Below are 15,923 nucleotides of genomic sequence, written 5' to 3' on the forward strand. Positions count from 1 at the left end.
GTTAGGCTCTGCGCCATGCCGACGACCCGCGTCATCGACCGGCTGCGGAACTGGTGGCGCGCCTACGACCCCGCGGTGTGGGACCGCTGGCTCGCCGTCGGGTGCGCCGGGCTGGCGTTCGTGCCCGCGTTGTCGAGCCTGAGCGCCCAGTTCGGGGACCTGCCGACGCGGCGGGCGGGCGCGTTCGCGGTCGTCCTCGTGCTCGCGCAGACGCTGCCGATCGCCGTGCGGACCCGCTGGCCCGCCGCCTGCCTCGCGGTCGTCGGGGTGTCGTTCGCGGTCCACCAGTCGCTGGGGTACCCGCCGCACTTCGGCACCGTGACGTTGTACCTGGCGTTGTACTCCGCCGGTGCGCACCAGGAACGGTTCCGGCACGGCCTGGCGATCACGGCGTCGGCCGCGTACGGCGTGTTCTCGGCCGTCCTGCACCTGCTCGGCTCGCCCGCCCGGCCGGTCGACTTCCTGACCTACTACGTGGTGCTCGCCGGGTGCTGGGTGCTCGGCGCCTTCGTGCGGCGGCGGCGGATCGACGAGCGCGAACGGCAGCGGCTGGCCACGGCCGCAGCCGCCACCGCGGAGCGGGCCCGCATCGCGCGGGAGCTGCACGACGTCGTCACCCACCACGTCACCGCGATGGTCGTCCAGGCCGACGCGACGCAGTTCCTCACCGGTTCGCCGGACCGCGTCGCGGGGGCGCTCACGACGATCGGCGACAGCGGCCGCCGCGCGCTGACCGAGTTGCGTCACCTCCTCGGCGTCCTGGAGGCGACCGGCGAAGCCGCGGCACCGCCGGAACGGGTGGCGGACCTGGTCGAGCAGATCCGGCGCGGCGGGCAACCGGTCGAGCTGGTCGAGGACGGCGATCCGCTGCCCGCGGGGGTGGAGCTGGCCGTGTACCGGGTGGTGCAGGAGGGGCTGACCAACGCCGTCAAGTACGCGCCGGGGCAGCCGACCGCGGTGCGGATCGGCCGGCGGGACGGCCAGGTCGAGGTGGAGGTCACCAACCCCCTCCCCGAGGTGGCCGCCGCCCGGTCGCTTTCCGGTGGGCGAGGCCTGAACGGGCTGCGGGAACGGGTTGGCGTGCTCGGCGGTGAGCTGAGCGCGGGGGAGCAGCCGGACGGGCGGTACCGGCTGCGTGCGGCGATTCCGGTCGGGAGGGACGTATGACGGTCCGGGTGCTGATCTGCGAGGACCAGGAGGTCGTCCGCGCCGGGTACGTCACGGCCTTCGCCGCGCAGCCGGACATGGAGGTCGCCGGGGAGGCGGCCAACGGACTGGCCGCGCTCGACGTCGCCGCGCGCGTGCGGCCGGACGTCGTCGTGATGGACATCCACCTGCCGCTGCTGGACGGCATCGAGGCCACCCGGCGGCTCGCCGGGCCGTCCGTGGCCTCGCCGCCGAAGGTGCTCGTGGTGACCACGTTCAACGTCGACGAGTACGTCTACGAAGCGTTGCGGGCCGGGGCCAGTGGTTTCCTGCTGAAGGACGCGCCACTGGCCGAACTCGTGAACGGGGTGCGCACGATCGCCCGGGGTGAGTCGCTGCTGGCGCCCGCGGTGACCCGGACGCTCATCGGCCGCTTCGCCGACCGCATCCGCCCTCCCGGCGCCGGCGGCGGCGAGCCGCTCGACCGGCTCGCGCCGCGGGAACGCGAAGTGCTGCGGCTGATCGCGCACGGCCTGTCCAACGCCGAGATCGCGCAGGAGCTGGTGCTCAGCGTGGAGACGGTGAAGACCTACGTCTCCCGCCTGCTGACCAAACTGGACTTGCGCGACCGCGTGCAGGCCGTCGTGTTCGCCTACCGGACCGGCCTCGTCAGCGCTGACGAGCGGTAGCGGGCACGAGGCGGCCGTGCCGCTTGGCGGAGCGGAGCAGGAGCGCCGAGAGCAGGAGGCACGCCGCGGTCGCGGCCAGGCCCGCTTCCGGGCCGAACGAGCCGCCGGTCAGCGCGGACGGTCCGGTGAGAGTGGTCTGGACCAGTCCGCCCAAGTCGCTCGACTTGCCCGACACCGCCGTGCCCAACGCCGCTTCGACGGCGTTCCAGGCGAAGTGCAGGCCGATCGGGAACCACAGCGTGCGGGACGCGAGGTAGGCCGCGCCGAGCATGATCCCGCCCTGCAGGACGATCGAGAACGCGCCCCACAGCATCGCCCCCGCGCTCACCTCGGAGGCACCCGCCAGGTGCAGCGCGCCGAAGAGCACCGAGGACACCCCCAGCGCGGCCCAGGACCCGAACCGCCCTTCGACGACGCGGAAGAGGACACCGCGGAAGATCACTTCCTCGGTGACCGCGACGCACGCCATCATCCCGAGCGTGGCCAGGAACTTCCAGGCGTCGCCGCCCGAGAAGTCCGCGCCGCCGAAGACCAGCATGATCAGCAGGGTGACGAGGAACGTGGCGGTCCCGATGGCGCTGCCCCACAGCAGGCCCGGCCGGGCGCGGTCACGCGGCAGCTCGGGGACGGACGGCCGTCGTTCGACGAACCTGGTCAGCCGGACGTAGCAGAACAGGGTGGCGGCCGCGGCGGCCACGCCCACCACCAGCCCCAGCAGGCCGGTGCCGCTGAGGAGGACGGTCAGCTGCTGGGCGACGACCAGGATCACGAGCAGCGCGACCACCATCACGGGCAAGCGCCAGGTGTGCAGCCAGGCCGGGGGCGTGCGCCCTTCGTTCGCCGTGCGGGGAGTGGACATCGGGGAAGCTCCTTCCATCGGGTGTGCTCAGACGGTAGGAGCGGGGCGGCACGCCGCGAGTCACCCCGCGGGAGACCTTTCCGGGTAGCTCTCGCGGGGGACAAGCGCTATCCCGGCACCCCGGTGCGGCGGCGGAGGTGCGGTTGCCTGAGGTGGGGCGGCACGTACGCCACGTCCACCGGGCCGAGGTCGGTGCCGGGCGGGACGATCTCGTCGATCCGGTCGAGGAGGTCGTCGTCGAGCCGCGTGCCGGCTCCGGCGAGCAGGTCCTCCAGCTGTTCCTCCGTGCGGGGGCCGATGATCGCCGAGCTGACCCCCGGGTGCGCGGTGGTGAACGCGATTGCCAAGTGCCGCAACGGAATTCCGGCCTCCTCGGCGAGCGGGACGAGGGCTTCGACGGCGTCGAGCTTGCGTTCGTCGGTCAGGTGCCGTGGTGCCCAGTGCAGCCGGCCGGCCGACGGCGTTTCCGCGCCGTTCCTGCGGTACCGCCCGCTGAGCAGCCCCATCGACAGGGGGCTCCACACGAGCACGCCCAGGTCGTAGCGCTGGCACACCGGCAGGACCTCGCGCTCCACACCCCGGTTGAGGATCGAGTAGTGCAGCTGCTCGGTGCGGAAGCGGGCCAGCCCGCGCCGCTGCGCCAGCCACTGGGCTTCGACGATTTCCGACGCGGGCAGGTTGGAGTGCCCGATCGCGCGGACCTTGCCCGCCCGCAGCAGGTCGGTCAGGGCGCTCAGCGGCTCCTCGATGTCGGTGCCGGGCTCGGGGTGGTGGAGCTGGTAGAGGTCGAGGTGGTCGACGCCGAGCCGGCGCAACGAGCCTTCGACGGCGGAGATGATCCAGCGGCGCGAGTTGCCGCGCTGGTTGGGGCCGGGGCCCATCGGCCCGTTGCCCTTGGTGGCGAGGACGACGTCGTCTCGGCGGCCGCGCAGGGCCTTGCCGAGGATCCGCTCGCTTTCGCCGTCGCCGCCGTAGACGTCGGCGGTGTCGATGGTGGTGATCCCGCCGTCGAGCGCGCGGTGGACGATGCGGACGCACGCGTCGGGATCGGGGTTGCCGTAGGGGCCGAACATCATCGTGCCGAGCGTGTAGGTGCTGACCTGGATGCCGGTACGGCCGAGTGGTCGCGTCTGCAAGGGGTTCTCCAGAGGTGGTGCGCGGTGGGATGCGGCTGTCCGGCACCCCACCGCGGGAAACGGGTCAGGCGGCGACGTCGACGATCCAGGTGACGCCGAAGCGGTCGGTCAGCATGCCGAACGCGGGCGCCCACTGGGAGGGCCCGAACTCCTCGATCACGGTGGCGCCTTCGGCGAGGCCCTTCCACACGGGCGAGACCTCGTCGACGGTCTCGCCGCGCACGGACAGGAAGAAGCGCTCCTTCGTGAGGGTGGTGCCGTTCTCGCGGCGGGTGGCCGGGGTGGCCGGGACGGCAGGCCCGTCGGTGCCCGGGACGTCGTAGGCCATCACGCGGAAGCCGTTGTCGGCGGTGACCTGGCCGAAGACGACGTTCCTGGCGTCGGGCAGCTCGGCGGGCATGCCGAAGTCGCCGTAGGTGACGACGGTGGCCTGTCCGCCGAAGACCGACTGGTAGAACTCCAGCGCGGCGCGGGCCTGGCCGGTGAAGTTCAGGTGGGCGACAGCGTTGAGCGACATGGGTTTTCCGGTCCTTCGTGAGTGCTCGCGCCGCCGGGGGTTCCCGGCGGCGAACGCCACTGTGGCAGCGGTAGCGGCCAGGGAACGTCCTCTTCTCGTGGCACCATGGAATTCATGCCGACCGCTTCCTCGGCGGCGACCTCGGGCCGCCTCCTTTCGCTGCTGTCCCTGCTGCAGGTCCGGCGGGACTGGCCGGGCGCGCTGCTCGCCGGCCGCCTCGGCGTGAGTGAGCGGACCGTGCGCCGCGACGTCGACCGGCTGCGGGAGATCGGCTATCCCGTCAGGGCGATCAAGGGTCCGGAGGGCGGGTACCGGCTCGAAGGCGGCAGCCAGATGCCGCCGCTGCTGTTCGACGAGGAGCAGGCGGTCGCGCTCGCGGTGGCGCTGCGGATCGCGGTCGGGACGGGGGCCGGTATCGAGGAGGCCGCCGCGAGGGCGCTGGCCACCGTGCGCCAGGTGATGCCGTCGCGGCTGCGGCAGCGCGCCGACCTGGTCGAGGTCACCGCGGCGGAGCGGGACACGCAGGTCGACACGGAGGTGCTGCTCGCGCTGAGCTCCGCGATCCGGGCGAGCGAGGAGGTGCGGTTCGACTACGCCTCGCCGTCCCGTCCTGCCGAAGCCCGTCCGGTGCGGCGGGTGCAGCCGCACCACCTCGTCGTCCGGAACGGGAAGTGGTACCTGGTGGGCTGGGACGCCGCCCGCGAGGACTGGCGGACCTACCGCGTCGACCGGATGGAACTGCGCGTGCCGAACGGGCCGCGGTTCACCCCGCGCGAGGTCCCGGGCGGGGACGTCGCGACGTTCCTCGCCGCCCGGTTCAAGGGCTCCGACACCGCGGACGCGTGGCCGTGCCAGGGGGAGGTGGTCCTGGACCTGCCCCTCGCCGAGGTGGCACCCTTCGCGGGTGACGGGGTGGCCGAGGAGGTCGCCCCGGGGCGGACCAGGCTGCGCACCGGGTCCTGGTCGTGGGCCGCGCTCGCGGCGGGCCTGGCGCGGTTCGACGCCGAGGTCGAGGTGGTCGGCCCGCCTGCTTTGCGAGCGGCGTTCGCCGACCTGGCGGACCGCGCCCGGCGGGCCTCTCGATTACATGATGACTGACGTACGTACGGCGATGTGTCGTATTTACTCGTGGCGTGCCTCGTCCAGCCTGCGTGCACGGGCGGCCTGTTCGAACGGGGTGTCGCCTGCCGGGTGGCGGTCGCCGAGCGCGGCGAACAGCTTCGCGACCCCGGCCGAGTCGTGGTGGGAGGCGAGCGCGGCCAGCTCGGGGTCGGTCGCGGCCAGCAGCTGCCGGAACCGCAGCTCGCTGAGCGGGCCGAGCCGGTCGTAGATCTGCACGAACACCCGCTGCGCCCGCTCCCTCGCCCAGTCCTCCGGCAGGAGCCCGGCGGGCAGGTCCGGGTCGGTTTCGGGGAAGCGGCGCCAGTCCACGCGCAGCTCCGTCCTGATGCGCAGCGCCTGCGCGGGGCTGACCAGGCCGTCTTCGAGGCTCGCGAGCACGGGTTCGTAGCGCTCGGCGAACCGCTGGTACTCCTTGGCGAGCGGGCCGAGGTCGAAGGCCGCGACGGGGCTCCGCTCCCCGGAGTCCCCGGGGACCTCCGCCGCGCGGAACACCGTCGCGCTCCGCACGCCGAGCTCGTCCAGCGCGGCGAGCGCGGAGTCGGCCTGGTCGTGCGGCGACACCCAGACACCGTCGTAGAGCGCGGCGAAGCGCAGCACGCGCAACCGCGACCGCAGCGCGCTGCGCAGCCCGCGGTCCTGCTCCGGCACCGAGAACGCGACGACGGTCCACTGCCCGTCCCAGTCCGGCGCCGTCGTGCCGAACGTCAGCATCCGGTGCGTGCGCTCGATGATCACCTCGGACGTGCGCGCCGGGATGCCGTACGCCGTCGTCCGCCCCGACTTCGACACGGTCAGCAGGCCGCGGGCGGTGAGCCTGCGGATCGCCGCGCGGGCGCTGGCGGGGGTGATGTCGAACTCGCCGAGCAGCCGCACCAGCGCGGCGGACGGGATGTGCTCGTCGCGCCAGTACCAGAAGTCGCCCAGCAGCGAGGTGAGCAGGAGCTGCGGTTCCGCCCCCTGCTGGGTGCGGGGCAGCGGGCCGGTCGTCATGCGCGCACCCTTCCTCCTCGCCCGTCGGTCGCGGAGGCCCATGGTCGCAGCTTCGGGCCGCCGTCTCCAGCAAGGGGTTGAATCACGCTACACATCATGCGACGATCGATCGCGTAATAGCAACCGATCCTCTCGATCTTTCGCAGGTTCCCCCCTCGCAGGAAGAAAGCCATATGGGTTCCCCACTTCGTCAATGGCGTCGAAGCACCACCGTCGCGATCGTCGTGGCCGGGCTGGCTCTGGCCGGCTGCACGGTGGACGACGGAGCGGCCTCCGCGCCCGCGCCCGCCAGCCTCGCCGTCGTCCCGGCGCTGCACGACCAGCTGCCGCAGGCGGTCAAGGACGCCGGGATCATCCGGTTCGCCGGAGACTCCCACCCGCCGTACCGCACCGTCGGCCCCGACGGCAAGACGGTCACCGGCATCGACAACGACTTCCAGCAGGCGCTCGGCCAGCTGCTGGGCGTGCGCACGGAGACCACTGTCGTGAGTGGACTGCCCGCCGCGCTGCAGGGCATGCTCAGCGGCCGGTACGACGCGTTCAACGGCCCCGTCAAGGCGACCGCCGAGCGCGAGCGCCAGTTCGACACCGTCACCTGGATGACCACCCGCACGTCCTACGTGGTCCCGGCCGACTCCACCGCGGGCGTCCAGCGCGCCGACGACCTGTGCGGCAAGCGCGTCGCGGTCGTCACCGGCAGCGTCGTCGAGGAGCAGCTGACCAAGCTTTCGGCGTTCTGCCAGGGACAGGGCCGTCCCGCGGCGCAGTCCATCGGGCTCGACGACACGAACGCGACGCTGCTGGCCACGAAGTCCGGCAGGGCCGAGGCGGCGGGCATGACGCAGGCCGCCGCGATCGACGTGACCACGCAGCAGAAGGGGCAGTACCGCTACGTGACCCAGAGCGAGGAGCAGGGCGCCACCAAGGACAACCTGGCGCTGTACACGCCGAAGGCCGGTGGCCTCGGGCCCGTGCTGCAGAAGGCCTTCGAGGAGCTGTTCCGCAACGGCACCTACGCCCGCATCATGAACCAGTGGGGCCTGACCGACGTCATGGTCCAGCAGCCGCTGTTCGACGTGGCGTCGGCGAAGTGAGCACGATGTCCACAGTAGACGAAACGGTGACCGTCGCCGCACCCGGCGAGGACGTGGCGTCGGCGCGCGGCCGGCTCCGCCCGCTGCGCTGGCTGTTCGTGCTCGTGCTCGCGGTGCTGGCCGCGCAGCTGGTGCTCTTCCTGGTGCGCAACGAGCGGTTCCAGTGGGACGTCGTCGCGAAGTACCTGTTCGAGAAGAGCGTCATGGCGGGGCTGGGCACCACGGTGGTGCTCGCGATCGCCGCGATGGCGCTCGGCTCGCTGATCGGCGGGGTGGTCGCGGCGATGCAGCTGAGCGGGTTCGCCCCCGCCCGCTGGGTCGCCACGCTGTGGGTCGGCCTGTTCCGCGGGATCCCGCCGCTGGTGCAGCTGATCTTCTGGTTCAACCTGGCCTACCTGCTGCCGAAGCTGTCGATCGGGATCCCGTTCGGCCCGGTGTTCGGCAGCTGGGACGCGAACACCGTGATCACCCCGCTGACCGCCGCGGTGATCGGGCTTTCGCTGGTGGAGTCCGCGTACCTGGCGGAGATCTTCCGCGCCGGCATGGGCGCGGTGGACCCCGGGCAGCGCGACGCGGCGCGGGCGATGGGCTACCCGCCGGCGCAGACCCTGCTGCGGATCGTGCTGCCGCAGGCGATGCGGGTCATCGTGCCGCCCGCCGGCAGCCAGTTCATCAACGTGCTCAAGGGCACTGCGCTGGTCTCGGTCATCGCGATGTCGGACCTGCTGCACTCGGTGCAGGTGATCTACAACCGCACGTACGAGATCGTGCCGATGCTGCTCGTGGCCTGCTTCTGGTACCTCGTCGTGGTCACCGCGCTCACCGCGGGCCAGCGGTGGCTGGAGCGCCGGTTCTCCCGCGGGCACCGGCCCGTCGCCGTGAGGAGGAGCCGATGAGCGAGCCAGTGCTGCGCATCAGCGCCGTCCGCAAGCACTTCGGGCAGGTCGCCGCGCTCGACGGGGTGAGCCTGGACGTGCACGAGGGGGAGAGCGTCGTCGTGATCGGACCGTCGGGCTCGGGCAAGTCGACGCTGATCCGGTGCGCCCACCAGCTGGAGACGATCGACGGCGGCGCGCTGTACCTCGACGGCGAGCTGCTGGGCTACCGGCGTACGCCGCGCGGGCTGCGCCCGCTGAGCGAGCGGCGGATCGCCGAGCAGCGCCGGCGGATGAGCATGGTGTTCCAGCAGTTCAACCTGTTCCCGCAGTTCACCGTGCTGCGCAACGTCACGGACGCCGCGGTGCGCGTGCACGGCCGCGACCGGTCCGAAGTGGACCGTGAGGCGCGGGAGCTGCTGGCCCGCATCGGCCTCGCGGGCCGGGAGGACCACTACCCGTGGCAGCTGTCCGGCGGGCAGCAGCAGCGGGTCGCGATCGCGCGGGCCGTGCTGGTCCGGCCGCGGATCATGCTGTTCGACGAGCCCACCAGCGCGCTCGACCCGGAGCTGGTCGACGAGGTGCTCGCCGTGCTGCGGGACCTCGCGGCGGCGGGCACCACGATGGTCGTGGTCACGCACGAGATGGCGTTCGCGCGAGAGGCCGCCGACCGGTGCGTGTTCATGGAGGCCGGCCGGATCGTCGAAGAGGGCAAGCCCGCCGACCTGTTCAGCCGCCCGCGCACCGAACGGCTGCGCGCGTTCCTGTCCCGCCACCTGTCCGAAAGGGAGGCTGCTTCGTGATCACCGTGGGCGCCGTCGGCGACCTCATCCTCGACGAGCCGGATCCGGACTCCTTCCTCGCCCCGGCCGCGCCGGTGCTGCGGGGGATGGACCTGGCGATCGGGCACATCGAGGTGCCCCACTCCACCACGACCGTCCAGCGCAGCACGGACGTGCCGGCCCCGCCCGCCGACCCCGCCGCGCTGAAAGCGGTTTCCGCGGCCGGGTTCCACGTGGCCACGCTGGCGGGCAACCACATCTACGACGCCGGCGACGAGGGACTGGCGGACACCATCGCACACGCCCGGGCGGCGGGACTGGAGACCGCCGGGGCGGGCCCGGACCTCGCCGAGGCCCGGCGGCCCGCGGTCGTCGAGCGCGGCGGGCTGCGCTTCGCGGTGCTGTCGTACAACTGCGTGGGGCCACGGGATTCCTGGGCCACGTCACGCAAACCCGGCTGCGCGTACGTGCGCGTGCTCACCCACTACGAACTCGACCACGCCAGCCCCGGCGGCCCGCCCGAGGTCTTCACCTTCGCCGACCCGGCGAGCCTGGCCCTGATGGAGGAGGACGTGCGGCGGGCCCGCGCGGACGCCGACGTCGTGCTCGTGTCGCTGCACAAGGGCGTCGGGCACACCCCGGCGGTCGTCGCGATGTACGAGAGCCCGGTGGCGCGGGCGGCGATCGACGCCGGTGCCGACGCCGTGTTCTCCCACCACGCCCACATCATGCGCGGCATCGAGGTCCACAAAGGACGGCCGATCTTCCACGGGCTGGGCAACTTCGTCACCGTGACCCACGCGCTCACCCCGAGCGCCGGCACCGGTGCGGACGAGCTGCGGGCGTGGGCCGAGCGGCGCACGAAGCTGTACGGCTTCGCGCCCGACCCCGACATGCCGTACTACCCGTTCCACCCCGAGAGCCGCAACACCGCCATCGCCGTCTGCCGGTTCGACGAGAACGGCCTGCGGGAGGCCGGTTTCGTGCCGTGCCGGATCGACGACCGCGGCCGTCCCGTGCCGGTCGGCGGCACGCCCGAAGGCGCGGAGGTGACCCGGTACATCGAGGACATCACCCGCGAGGCCGGGCTCAACGGCCGGTTCACCGCACACGGCGCCGAAGTGCGCATCGATCTTTCCGGAGGGGACCAATGACCGACCAGCCGCTGGCCGGCCGCACCGTCATCGACCTGACCACGGCGCTCGCCGGCCCGTACGCGACGCTGCTGCTCGCCGGGCTCGGCGCCACCGTGATCAAGGTCGAGAACCCCGCCACGGGCGGCGATTCCTCCCGCAACAACGCGCCCTACGTCGGCCGGGACGGGCTGAACCTCGCACGGCGGCACGAGGACGACCTGTCGGTGTCGATGCTGGTGCGCGGCCGCAACAAGCTCAGCGTCACGCTCGACCTGAAGAACCCGCGCTCCCACGCGGTGTTCGCCGACCTCGTCCGCGACGCCGACGTGCTGGTGGAGAACTACAGCCCCGGCGTCACCGAGCGGCTGGGCATCCAGTACGAGAAGGTCCACGAGATCAACCCCCGATTGGTCTACACCTCCATCAGCGGCTTCGGCGCCCAGGGCGGGCCGGGCTCGGGCAAGGCGATGGACTCGATCATCCAGGCGCTGTCCGGCGTGATGATGACGGCGGGCGAGCCGGACGAGGGCCCGGTCCGGTTCGGGCTGCCCATCGGTGACCTCCTCGCGCCGCTGTTCGCGGTCGTCGGCACGGTTTCCGCGCTGCTGCAGGCCGAGCACACCGGCGAGGGGCAGCACGTCGACGTGTCGATGCTCGGCGCGCTGACGTCACTGGTGGCGTGCGAGCCGTTCGACGCGCTTGAGGCGGTCGGCCTGCCCTTGCGCACCGGTTCGATGGTGCCGCGGCTCGCCCCGTTCGGCATCCTGCCCGCGGCGGACGGGTACGTCGCGCTGTGCGCGCCCACCGACGCGTTCGCCCGCGGCGTGCTGCGCGCGATCGGCAGGCCGGACCTCGTCGAGGACGACCGGTACCGCACCAGGGACCAGCGCGTGCGCTCGGCGGACGAGCTGCACGGGCTGATCCGGGAGTGGTGCGAGGTCCGGCCGCTGGCGGAGATCCTCGCGGCGTTCACCGCCGAGGGCGTGCCGGCGGCCGAGGTCCGCGAGCCGCGCGAGGCGGTCCGCGACCCCCTCGTGCGGCAGCGCGAGGAGGTCGTCCCGCTGCGGCACCCCCGGCACGGCGACGTGGCCGACCTCCTCGGAACCGGTGTCCCCATCCGGTTTTCCGCCTCGCGGGTGGCGCTCGACCGGCCCGCGCCCGCGCTGGGCGAGCACAACGAGCACGTGTTCCGCGACCTGCTCGGCTACAGCGAGGAACGCCTCGCCGAGCTCGCCGACGAGGCCGTCATCTGATGAGCGCTCTCACCGAACTCCTCGCCGTGGCGGAGGACCGGGCCGGGAGCGCGCAAGGCGCAGGCCTGCCCGTAGTGGGCTGCGTCGGCGCCGACGTGCCGGTCGAGCTGATCACCGCCGCCGGCCTGCTGCCACTCCGGCTCGCCGGGCAGCCGGAGCGGGACCACGCCTTGGGCGACCGCTACCTCGGGGTCGGCGTCGACCCGGTCGCGCGCTCGGTCCTCACCGGCATCCTCGCGGGGGACTACGGAAACCTCGAAGCCATAGTGGTATCGCGGGACTGCGAGGCGTCGCTGCGGCTGTTCTACGCGCTGCGGGAACTGCACCGGGTCGAGCCGGAGACGGCGCTGCCCCCGGTGTACCTGGTCGACGTCCTGCACCTGCCGCACCACACCACCACGCGCTACGTCCAGGCCAGGATCGGGCAGCTGCGCGACTGGCTGGGCCGGTGGCGGCGGATCGGCGACGACGACCTGGCAGCGGCGATCGAAGCGCACGACGCGTTACGGCAGGCGCTCGGCCGCGTTGCCGTGCTGCGCAGGGAAAACCGGCTGACCGGCACCCAGTTCCTCGGCGTCGTCGCGGCGGCCACCGCCCTTCCGGTGGCCACCGCGACGGACCTGGTGGAGCGCCTGCTCGCCGAGGCTCCCGCGCTGCCGGAGGCCGGCGGGACCCGGGTGTTCCTCACCGGCAGCTCCCACGACGGTCCCGCCGTCTACGAACGCTTGGAGGACAACGGTTTCTTCGTCGCGGGGGAGGACCACGACTGGGGTGAGGCGCTGTTCGCCCGCACGTGCGCCGCGCCGACCGAACTGGCCTTGGCCGAGCGCTACCAGTACAACGGCCCCGCCGCGCCGCGCGCGTCCATCCGGCAGCGTGCCACGCACACCGCCGAGGCCGCCCGCGCCTGCGGGGCGGAGGTCCTCGTCTCGTACGCCCGCGCCGGGGACGACGCGCCGCCGTGGGACTTCCCGGACCAGCGTGCCGCGACCGGACTGCCCGCGGTGCTGGCGGAGCGGCAGCCCTACGGGGAGCTGACGGACGACGCGCTCGCCGCGATCCGCGAGCTGACGACGGCGGGGGTGGCGCGATGACCGGCAGGCTGGCTTCCGCGACCGCCGCGACCGCGCACCAGCGCGAGTGGTTCGCCCGGATGCGGGAGGAGGTCGAGGGCGGTGCGCCGCTGGCGCTGGTGAACGCCGACGCACCGCAGGAGATCTTCCGCACCATGGGCATCCCGTACGTGGTCAACCAGTGGTGGGCGTCGATCGTCGCCGCGAAACGGCAGACCCCGCGCTACCTCGGGCTGCTCAAGGAACGGGGCTACCCCGACTACATCGAGCAGTACAGCGCCACGTCGCTCGCGTCGGCCTTCGAGACCGATCCGGCGCAGGCGCCGTGGGGCGGTCTGCCCAAGCCCACCATCGTGCTCGGCGAAACCACCGGGGACGCGTCCCGCAAGATCTTCGACGTCTGGGACGCCCAGCCCGGGGTCACCTACTACGCGCTGGAGAGCGCCGCGGAGAACGCGGTGCCCGAGCGGTGGTGGGAGCTGATGCCGCACCGGTGGGAGGAGGCGATCGGCAGCACCCGGCTGGACCTGATGACCGGCGAGCTGACCGGGTTCATCCGGTACCTCGAACTCACCACGGGCCGGGTGTTCTCCGAGACCCGGTTCCGCGAGGTGATGGCGCTGGTCAACGAGCAGCAGGAGTGGAACCGCCGCACCCGCGACCTCATCGCCGCGGCGCGGCCCTGCCCGATCGCGGTCACCGACGGCATCCCGAGCGTCATGGTGCCGCAGTGGCACCGCGGGACCGAGTGGGCCCGCGACGCCGCCCGCGCCTTCCACGACGAGGTGCGCGAGCGGGTCGACGCCGGGGTGGGGGTGTTCGAGGACGAGCGGCTGCGGCTGATGTGGATCGGCCGCGGGCTGTGGTTCGACCTGGACTTCTACCGGCGGTTCCAGGAATCGCACGGCGCGGTGTTCGTGTGGTCGATGTACCTCGCGATCGCCGCCGACGGGTACCTGCGGTACGGCGACGACCCGCTGCGTGCCCTCGCCGCCCGTTTCGCCGCCTTCAGCGACCAGCTCTACACGCCACCGTGGTCTTCGGAGTGGTACGTGAAGGAGGCCCGCCACCACGGGGTGGACGGCGTGGTGCACCTCGTCTCCGACGACGCCCGTGGCGGTTACTTCACCACGCGTGCGTTGCGGGCGGCGGGGATCCCGGTGCTGGAGCTGCACGCGGACAACGTCGACGCACGCAAGGGCGGCGACCTGACCTCGCAGCTGAGCGCTTGGCTCGACGAGCTCGGGGGAGGAAAAGCCTGATGGGCCGCAGACTGGGCTGGCTCGTGCTCGCGCTGGTGCTCGTGGCGGTCGGACTTCCCGCGACCGCGTCGGGCAGTTCCTGTGCGGGCGCGGCGCGGTGCGTCGAGGGGAAGCTGACCGACGGGACGCCTTATACGTTCGCGAAACCCGCGCGCTGGAACGGCACCGTGCTGGTGGACCTCGACTTCGCGTCGGGTGGGCTGTCGGCTCCGCTCACGGCGAGCCTGCTGGAGCGGGGTTACGCGGTCGGCGGCACCACGCGGACGGTCAGCAGCTGGAACATCGCGCGGGCCATCGACAACCAGGCCGAAGCGCTCGGCCGGTTCGAGGCCGCGTTCGGTCCTGTCCGTCATGCGATCGCCGAGGGGCGGTCGATGGGCGGCATGGTCGCGGCGGGCGTGGCGCAGGTGCACCCCGACCGGTTCGACGCGGCGGTGCCGATGTGCGGCGGGCTGGGTGGGTCCGTGGGGCAGTGGAACCAGAAGCTCGACACCGTGTTCACCCTGAAGACGTTGCTGTTCCCAGGTTCGGGCCTGCCGGTCACCGGTGTGCCCGCGGACGTCCCGGGCACGCAGCAGCAGTGGATCTCGGCGGTCACGTCGGCGCAGGCGACAGCGGAGGGCCGGGCGCGGATCGCGCTCGCGGCGGCGGTCGGGCAGCTGCCCGGGTGGGGCCTGGCGGCGGACGGCAGCGAAACCCCGGTCCCGGACGACGCCGACGGCATCGAGCAGGGCATGTTCCTGGCGCTCGCGGGTGGTCCGCTGCCGCACCTGGGGCAGGCGGTCAGCAGCAGGCGCACGATCGAGCAGCTGGCCGGGGGCAACCCGTCGTGGAACACGGGCGTGGACTACGCGCGGCAGCTCGCGATGGCCGCGCCTGAGCAGCGGAACGCGGTCCGGCGGCTGTACGAGCGCGCTGGTCTGGACCTCCGCGCGGACCTGGACACGCTCGCGGCGGCGCCCCGCGTGGCGGCTGATCCGGCGGCCGTGCGGTACCTGGAGAAGGGCATCGTGTTCACGGGCCAGCTGCGGATCCCCGTGCTCACGGTGAACGGTCTGGGTGACCAGATCTCGACTGTGGCGCAGCAGCAGTCCTACGGGGCGCTGGTGCGGGAGCGGGGCAACGCTCCCTTGCTGCGGCAGACGTACGTGCGCACGGCGGGGCACTGCACCTACACCACGGGCGAACAGGTGGCAGCGATCGACTCGGTCCTGTTCCGCCTCGAGTCGGGCCACTGGCCGGACACCACCCCGGCGGCGATGAACGCCCGCAGTGTGGGCGTGGACGGTGGCCCGGGCCGGTACGTGCAGTACACCCCGCCGCGGTTCAACCGCATGTACGCCTGAGGGTTTCGGCACCGCCCGGCCCGCGCCCGGGGTGGGCGGTGTGGGGGTGCGGCGTGGTCCGGTGGGGCTGGGCTGGCAGTCCGCGGTCACGGGCGGGGTTGGCGGGGCCTTGCTGGCGGGCCAGTGAGGCGGCGCGCCCCCGCAGCCGCCGGAGGACCGGCTTTTCCCCGTGCTGGCGGGACATCGCCGCCTTTCGGGGGCTGGGATTCCGGGGCGTGTTGCCAAGCCACCCCGCCACGAGCGGCGCGCCGCCGCCCAGCCGCCGTTCGCGGCGGGCCGCCCGGCCCCGCCGCCTCCGGCACGCCAAGCCGCCCCGCACACCCGCGGCGCACCGGCAACCCTGCCACCTGTGGCGCGCTGGCCAGCCTCCCGCTCGCGGTGGGCAACCCAACCTCGCCATCCGTGGCGCACGGCCCTCGCGCCGCGCAGTCCAGCCCCGCCATCTGTGGCGCTCCGCCCTCGCGCCGCGCAGTCCACCCCCGCCTTCCGCGGCGCACCGGGCGACCTCGCCACCTGTGGCGCGCTGGCCACCCCCGACAGCCGCGCGGCTCCGCACAACCCCGCCACCGTAGCGGGCCACCACCCCCGCCTCCCGTGGCACGCCAAGCCACCTCGCGCCCAACCTCGCCACCCGTGCCGCCCC

The 15,923-nt window shown here is 73.1% G+C and carries 15 protein-coding genes; 11 read left to right on the forward strand and 4 right to left on the reverse strand.

Going from position 1 to position 15,923, the window contains the following annotated elements; translation table 11 throughout:
• Positions 1-15: 15 nt before the first annotated feature.
• Entirely contained in the window at positions 16-1,167 is a 1,152-nt protein-coding gene (locus tag BMZ92_RS11375; protein ID WP_091505970.1) for a sensor histidine kinase, read from the forward strand.
• Positions 1,164-1,835, forward strand: coding sequence for a response regulator (locus tag BMZ92_RS11380; RefSeq protein ID WP_091505972.1), 672 nt, complete (start codon positions 1,164-1,166; stop codon positions 1,833-1,835). The genes BMZ92_RS11375 and BMZ92_RS11380 overlap by 4 nt, the downstream gene beginning before the upstream one ends.
• Here BMZ92_RS11380 and BMZ92_RS11385 read toward each other — a convergent pair.
• From BMZ92_RS11385 to BMZ92_RS11395, 3 genes are all read right to left on the reverse strand, one after another.
• On the reverse strand, positions 1,816-2,694 hold the full coding sequence (locus tag BMZ92_RS11385) for a CPBP family intramembrane glutamic endopeptidase (protein ID WP_245783006.1): 879 nt from the start codon (positions 2,692-2,694) through the stop codon (positions 1,816-1,818). The two genes, BMZ92_RS11380 and BMZ92_RS11385, sit on opposite strands and share 20 nt — an antisense overlap.
• 107 nt (positions 2,695-2,801) lie before the next feature.
• Entirely contained in the window at positions 2,802-3,830 is a 1,029-nt protein-coding gene (locus BMZ92_RS11390) for an aldo/keto reductase (protein WP_091505973.1), read from the reverse strand.
• Between the two features lie 64 nt (positions 3,831-3,894).
• Positions 3,895-4,347 carry a VOC family protein gene (locus BMZ92_RS11395; RefSeq protein WP_091505975.1) on the reverse strand — a complete coding sequence of 151 codons (453 nt, stop codon included), beginning with the start codon at positions 4,345-4,347 and terminating at the stop codon, positions 3,895-3,897.
• Between the two features lie 114 nt (positions 4,348-4,461).
• Between BMZ92_RS11395 and BMZ92_RS11400 the strand changes: the two genes are divergently transcribed.
• Positions 4,462-5,445, forward strand: a complete 984-nt coding sequence (locus BMZ92_RS11400) for a helix-turn-helix transcriptional regulator (RefSeq protein WP_091506219.1) — start codon at positions 4,462-4,464, stop codon at positions 5,443-5,445.
• A gap of 24 nt (positions 5,446-5,469) precedes the next feature.
• On the opposite strand, the gene BMZ92_RS11405 is transcribed toward BMZ92_RS11400, so the two are convergent.
• On the reverse strand, positions 5,470-6,459 hold the full coding sequence (locus BMZ92_RS11405) for a PaaX family transcriptional regulator (RefSeq protein ID WP_091505977.1): 990 nt from the start codon (positions 6,457-6,459) through the stop codon (positions 5,470-5,472).
• Between the two features lie 173 nt (positions 6,460-6,632).
• Here BMZ92_RS11405 and BMZ92_RS11410 point away from each other — a divergent pair, with 173 nt between their 5' ends.
• Genes BMZ92_RS11410 through BMZ92_RS11445 form a run of 8 tightly spaced genes read left to right on the forward strand, consistent with a single transcriptional unit; the run spans position 6,633 to position 15,280 of the window.
• Entirely contained in the window at positions 6,633-7,553 is a 921-nt protein-coding gene (locus BMZ92_RS11410) for a transporter substrate-binding domain-containing protein (RefSeq protein ID WP_091505978.1), read from the forward strand.
• 5 nt (positions 7,554-7,558) lie between these two features.
• The gene (locus BMZ92_RS11415; RefSeq protein WP_091506221.1) at positions 7,559-8,449 is read left to right on the forward strand and encodes an amino acid ABC transporter permease; all 891 of its coding nucleotides are present in this window, start codon (positions 7,559-7,561) and stop codon (positions 8,447-8,449) included.
• Positions 8,446-9,231 (forward strand): amino acid ABC transporter ATP-binding protein, encoded by a 786-nt coding sequence (locus tag BMZ92_RS11420; RefSeq protein ID WP_091505980.1) that lies wholly within the window; start codon positions 8,446-8,448, stop codon positions 9,229-9,231. The genes BMZ92_RS11415 and BMZ92_RS11420 overlap by 4 nt, the downstream gene beginning before the upstream one ends.
• Positions 9,228-10,364, forward strand: coding sequence for a CapA family protein (locus tag BMZ92_RS11425; RefSeq protein ID WP_091505981.1), 1,137 nt, complete (start codon positions 9,228-9,230; stop codon positions 10,362-10,364). The genes BMZ92_RS11420 and BMZ92_RS11425 overlap by 4 nt, the downstream gene beginning before the upstream one ends.
• On the forward strand, positions 10,361-11,599 hold the full coding sequence (locus BMZ92_RS11430; protein WP_091505983.1) for a CaiB/BaiF CoA transferase family protein: 1,239 nt from the start codon (positions 10,361-10,363) through the stop codon (positions 11,597-11,599). Before BMZ92_RS11425 ends, BMZ92_RS11430 begins: the two co-directional genes overlap by 4 nt.
• Positions 11,599-12,693 carry a 2-hydroxyacyl-CoA dehydratase family protein gene (locus tag BMZ92_RS11435; protein WP_177228645.1) on the forward strand — a complete coding sequence of 365 codons (1,095 nt, stop codon included), beginning with the start codon at positions 11,599-11,601 and terminating at the stop codon, positions 12,691-12,693. The genes BMZ92_RS11430 and BMZ92_RS11435 overlap by 1 nt, the downstream gene beginning before the upstream one ends.
• Positions 12,690-13,934 carry a 2-hydroxyacyl-CoA dehydratase family protein gene (locus BMZ92_RS11440; RefSeq protein WP_091505985.1) on the forward strand — a complete coding sequence of 415 codons (1,245 nt, stop codon included), beginning with the start codon at positions 12,690-12,692 and terminating at the stop codon, positions 13,932-13,934. The genes BMZ92_RS11435 and BMZ92_RS11440 overlap by 4 nt, the downstream gene beginning before the upstream one ends.
• Positions 13,934-15,280, forward strand: coding sequence for an alpha/beta hydrolase (locus BMZ92_RS11445; RefSeq protein WP_245783007.1), 1,347 nt, complete (start codon positions 13,934-13,936; stop codon positions 15,278-15,280). The genes BMZ92_RS11440 and BMZ92_RS11445 overlap by 1 nt, the downstream gene beginning before the upstream one ends.
• Positions 15,281-15,923 lie beyond the last annotated feature (643 nt).

Source organism: Amycolatopsis sacchari, from assembly GCF_900114035.1.
Taxonomy (GTDB): domain Bacteria; phylum Actinomycetota; class Actinomycetes; order Mycobacteriales; family Pseudonocardiaceae; genus Amycolatopsis_E; species Amycolatopsis_E sacchari.

Excerpts from the sequence above, each read along its gene's own strand:
- BMZ92_RS11375 (WP_091505970.1), top strand. The coding sequence starts at position 16 with ATGCCGACGACCCGCGTCATCGACCGGCTGCGGAACTGGTGGCGCGCC.
- BMZ92_RS11380 (WP_091505972.1), top strand. The coding sequence starts at position 1,164 with ATGACGGTCCGGGTGCTGATCTGCGAGGACCAGGAGGTCGTCCGCGCC.
- BMZ92_RS11385 (WP_245783006.1), bottom strand. The coding sequence starts at position 2,694 with ATGTCCACTCCCCGCACGGCGAACGAAGGGCGCACGCCCCCGGCCTGG.
- BMZ92_RS11395 (WP_091505975.1), bottom strand. The coding sequence starts at position 4,347 with ATGTCGCTCAACGCTGTCGCCCACCTGAACTTCACCGGCCAGGCCCGC.
- BMZ92_RS11400 (WP_091506219.1), top strand. The coding sequence starts at position 4,462 with ATGCCGACCGCTTCCTCGGCGGCGACCTCGGGCCGCCTCCTTTCGCTG.
- BMZ92_RS11405 (WP_091505977.1), bottom strand. The coding sequence starts at position 6,459 with ATGACGACCGGCCCGCTGCCCCGCACCCAGCAGGGGGCGGAACCGCAG.
- BMZ92_RS11410 (WP_091505978.1), top strand. The coding sequence starts at position 6,633 with ATGGGTTCCCCACTTCGTCAATGGCGTCGAAGCACCACCGTCGCGATC.
- BMZ92_RS11415 (WP_091506221.1), top strand. The coding sequence starts at position 7,559 with ATGTCCACAGTAGACGAAACGGTGACCGTCGCCGCACCCGGCGAGGAC.
- BMZ92_RS11420 (WP_091505980.1), top strand. The coding sequence starts at position 8,446 with ATGAGCGAGCCAGTGCTGCGCATCAGCGCCGTCCGCAAGCACTTCGGG.
- BMZ92_RS11430 (WP_091505983.1), top strand. The coding sequence starts at position 10,361 with ATGACCGACCAGCCGCTGGCCGGCCGCACCGTCATCGACCTGACCACG.
- BMZ92_RS11435 (WP_177228645.1), top strand. The coding sequence starts at position 11,599 with ATGAGCGCTCTCACCGAACTCCTCGCCGTGGCGGAGGACCGGGCCGGG.
- BMZ92_RS11440 (WP_091505985.1), top strand. The coding sequence starts at position 12,690 with ATGACCGGCAGGCTGGCTTCCGCGACCGCCGCGACCGCGCACCAGCGC.
- BMZ92_RS11445 (WP_245783007.1), top strand. The coding sequence starts at position 13,934 with ATGGGCCGCAGACTGGGCTGGCTCGTGCTCGCGCTGGTGCTCGTGGCG.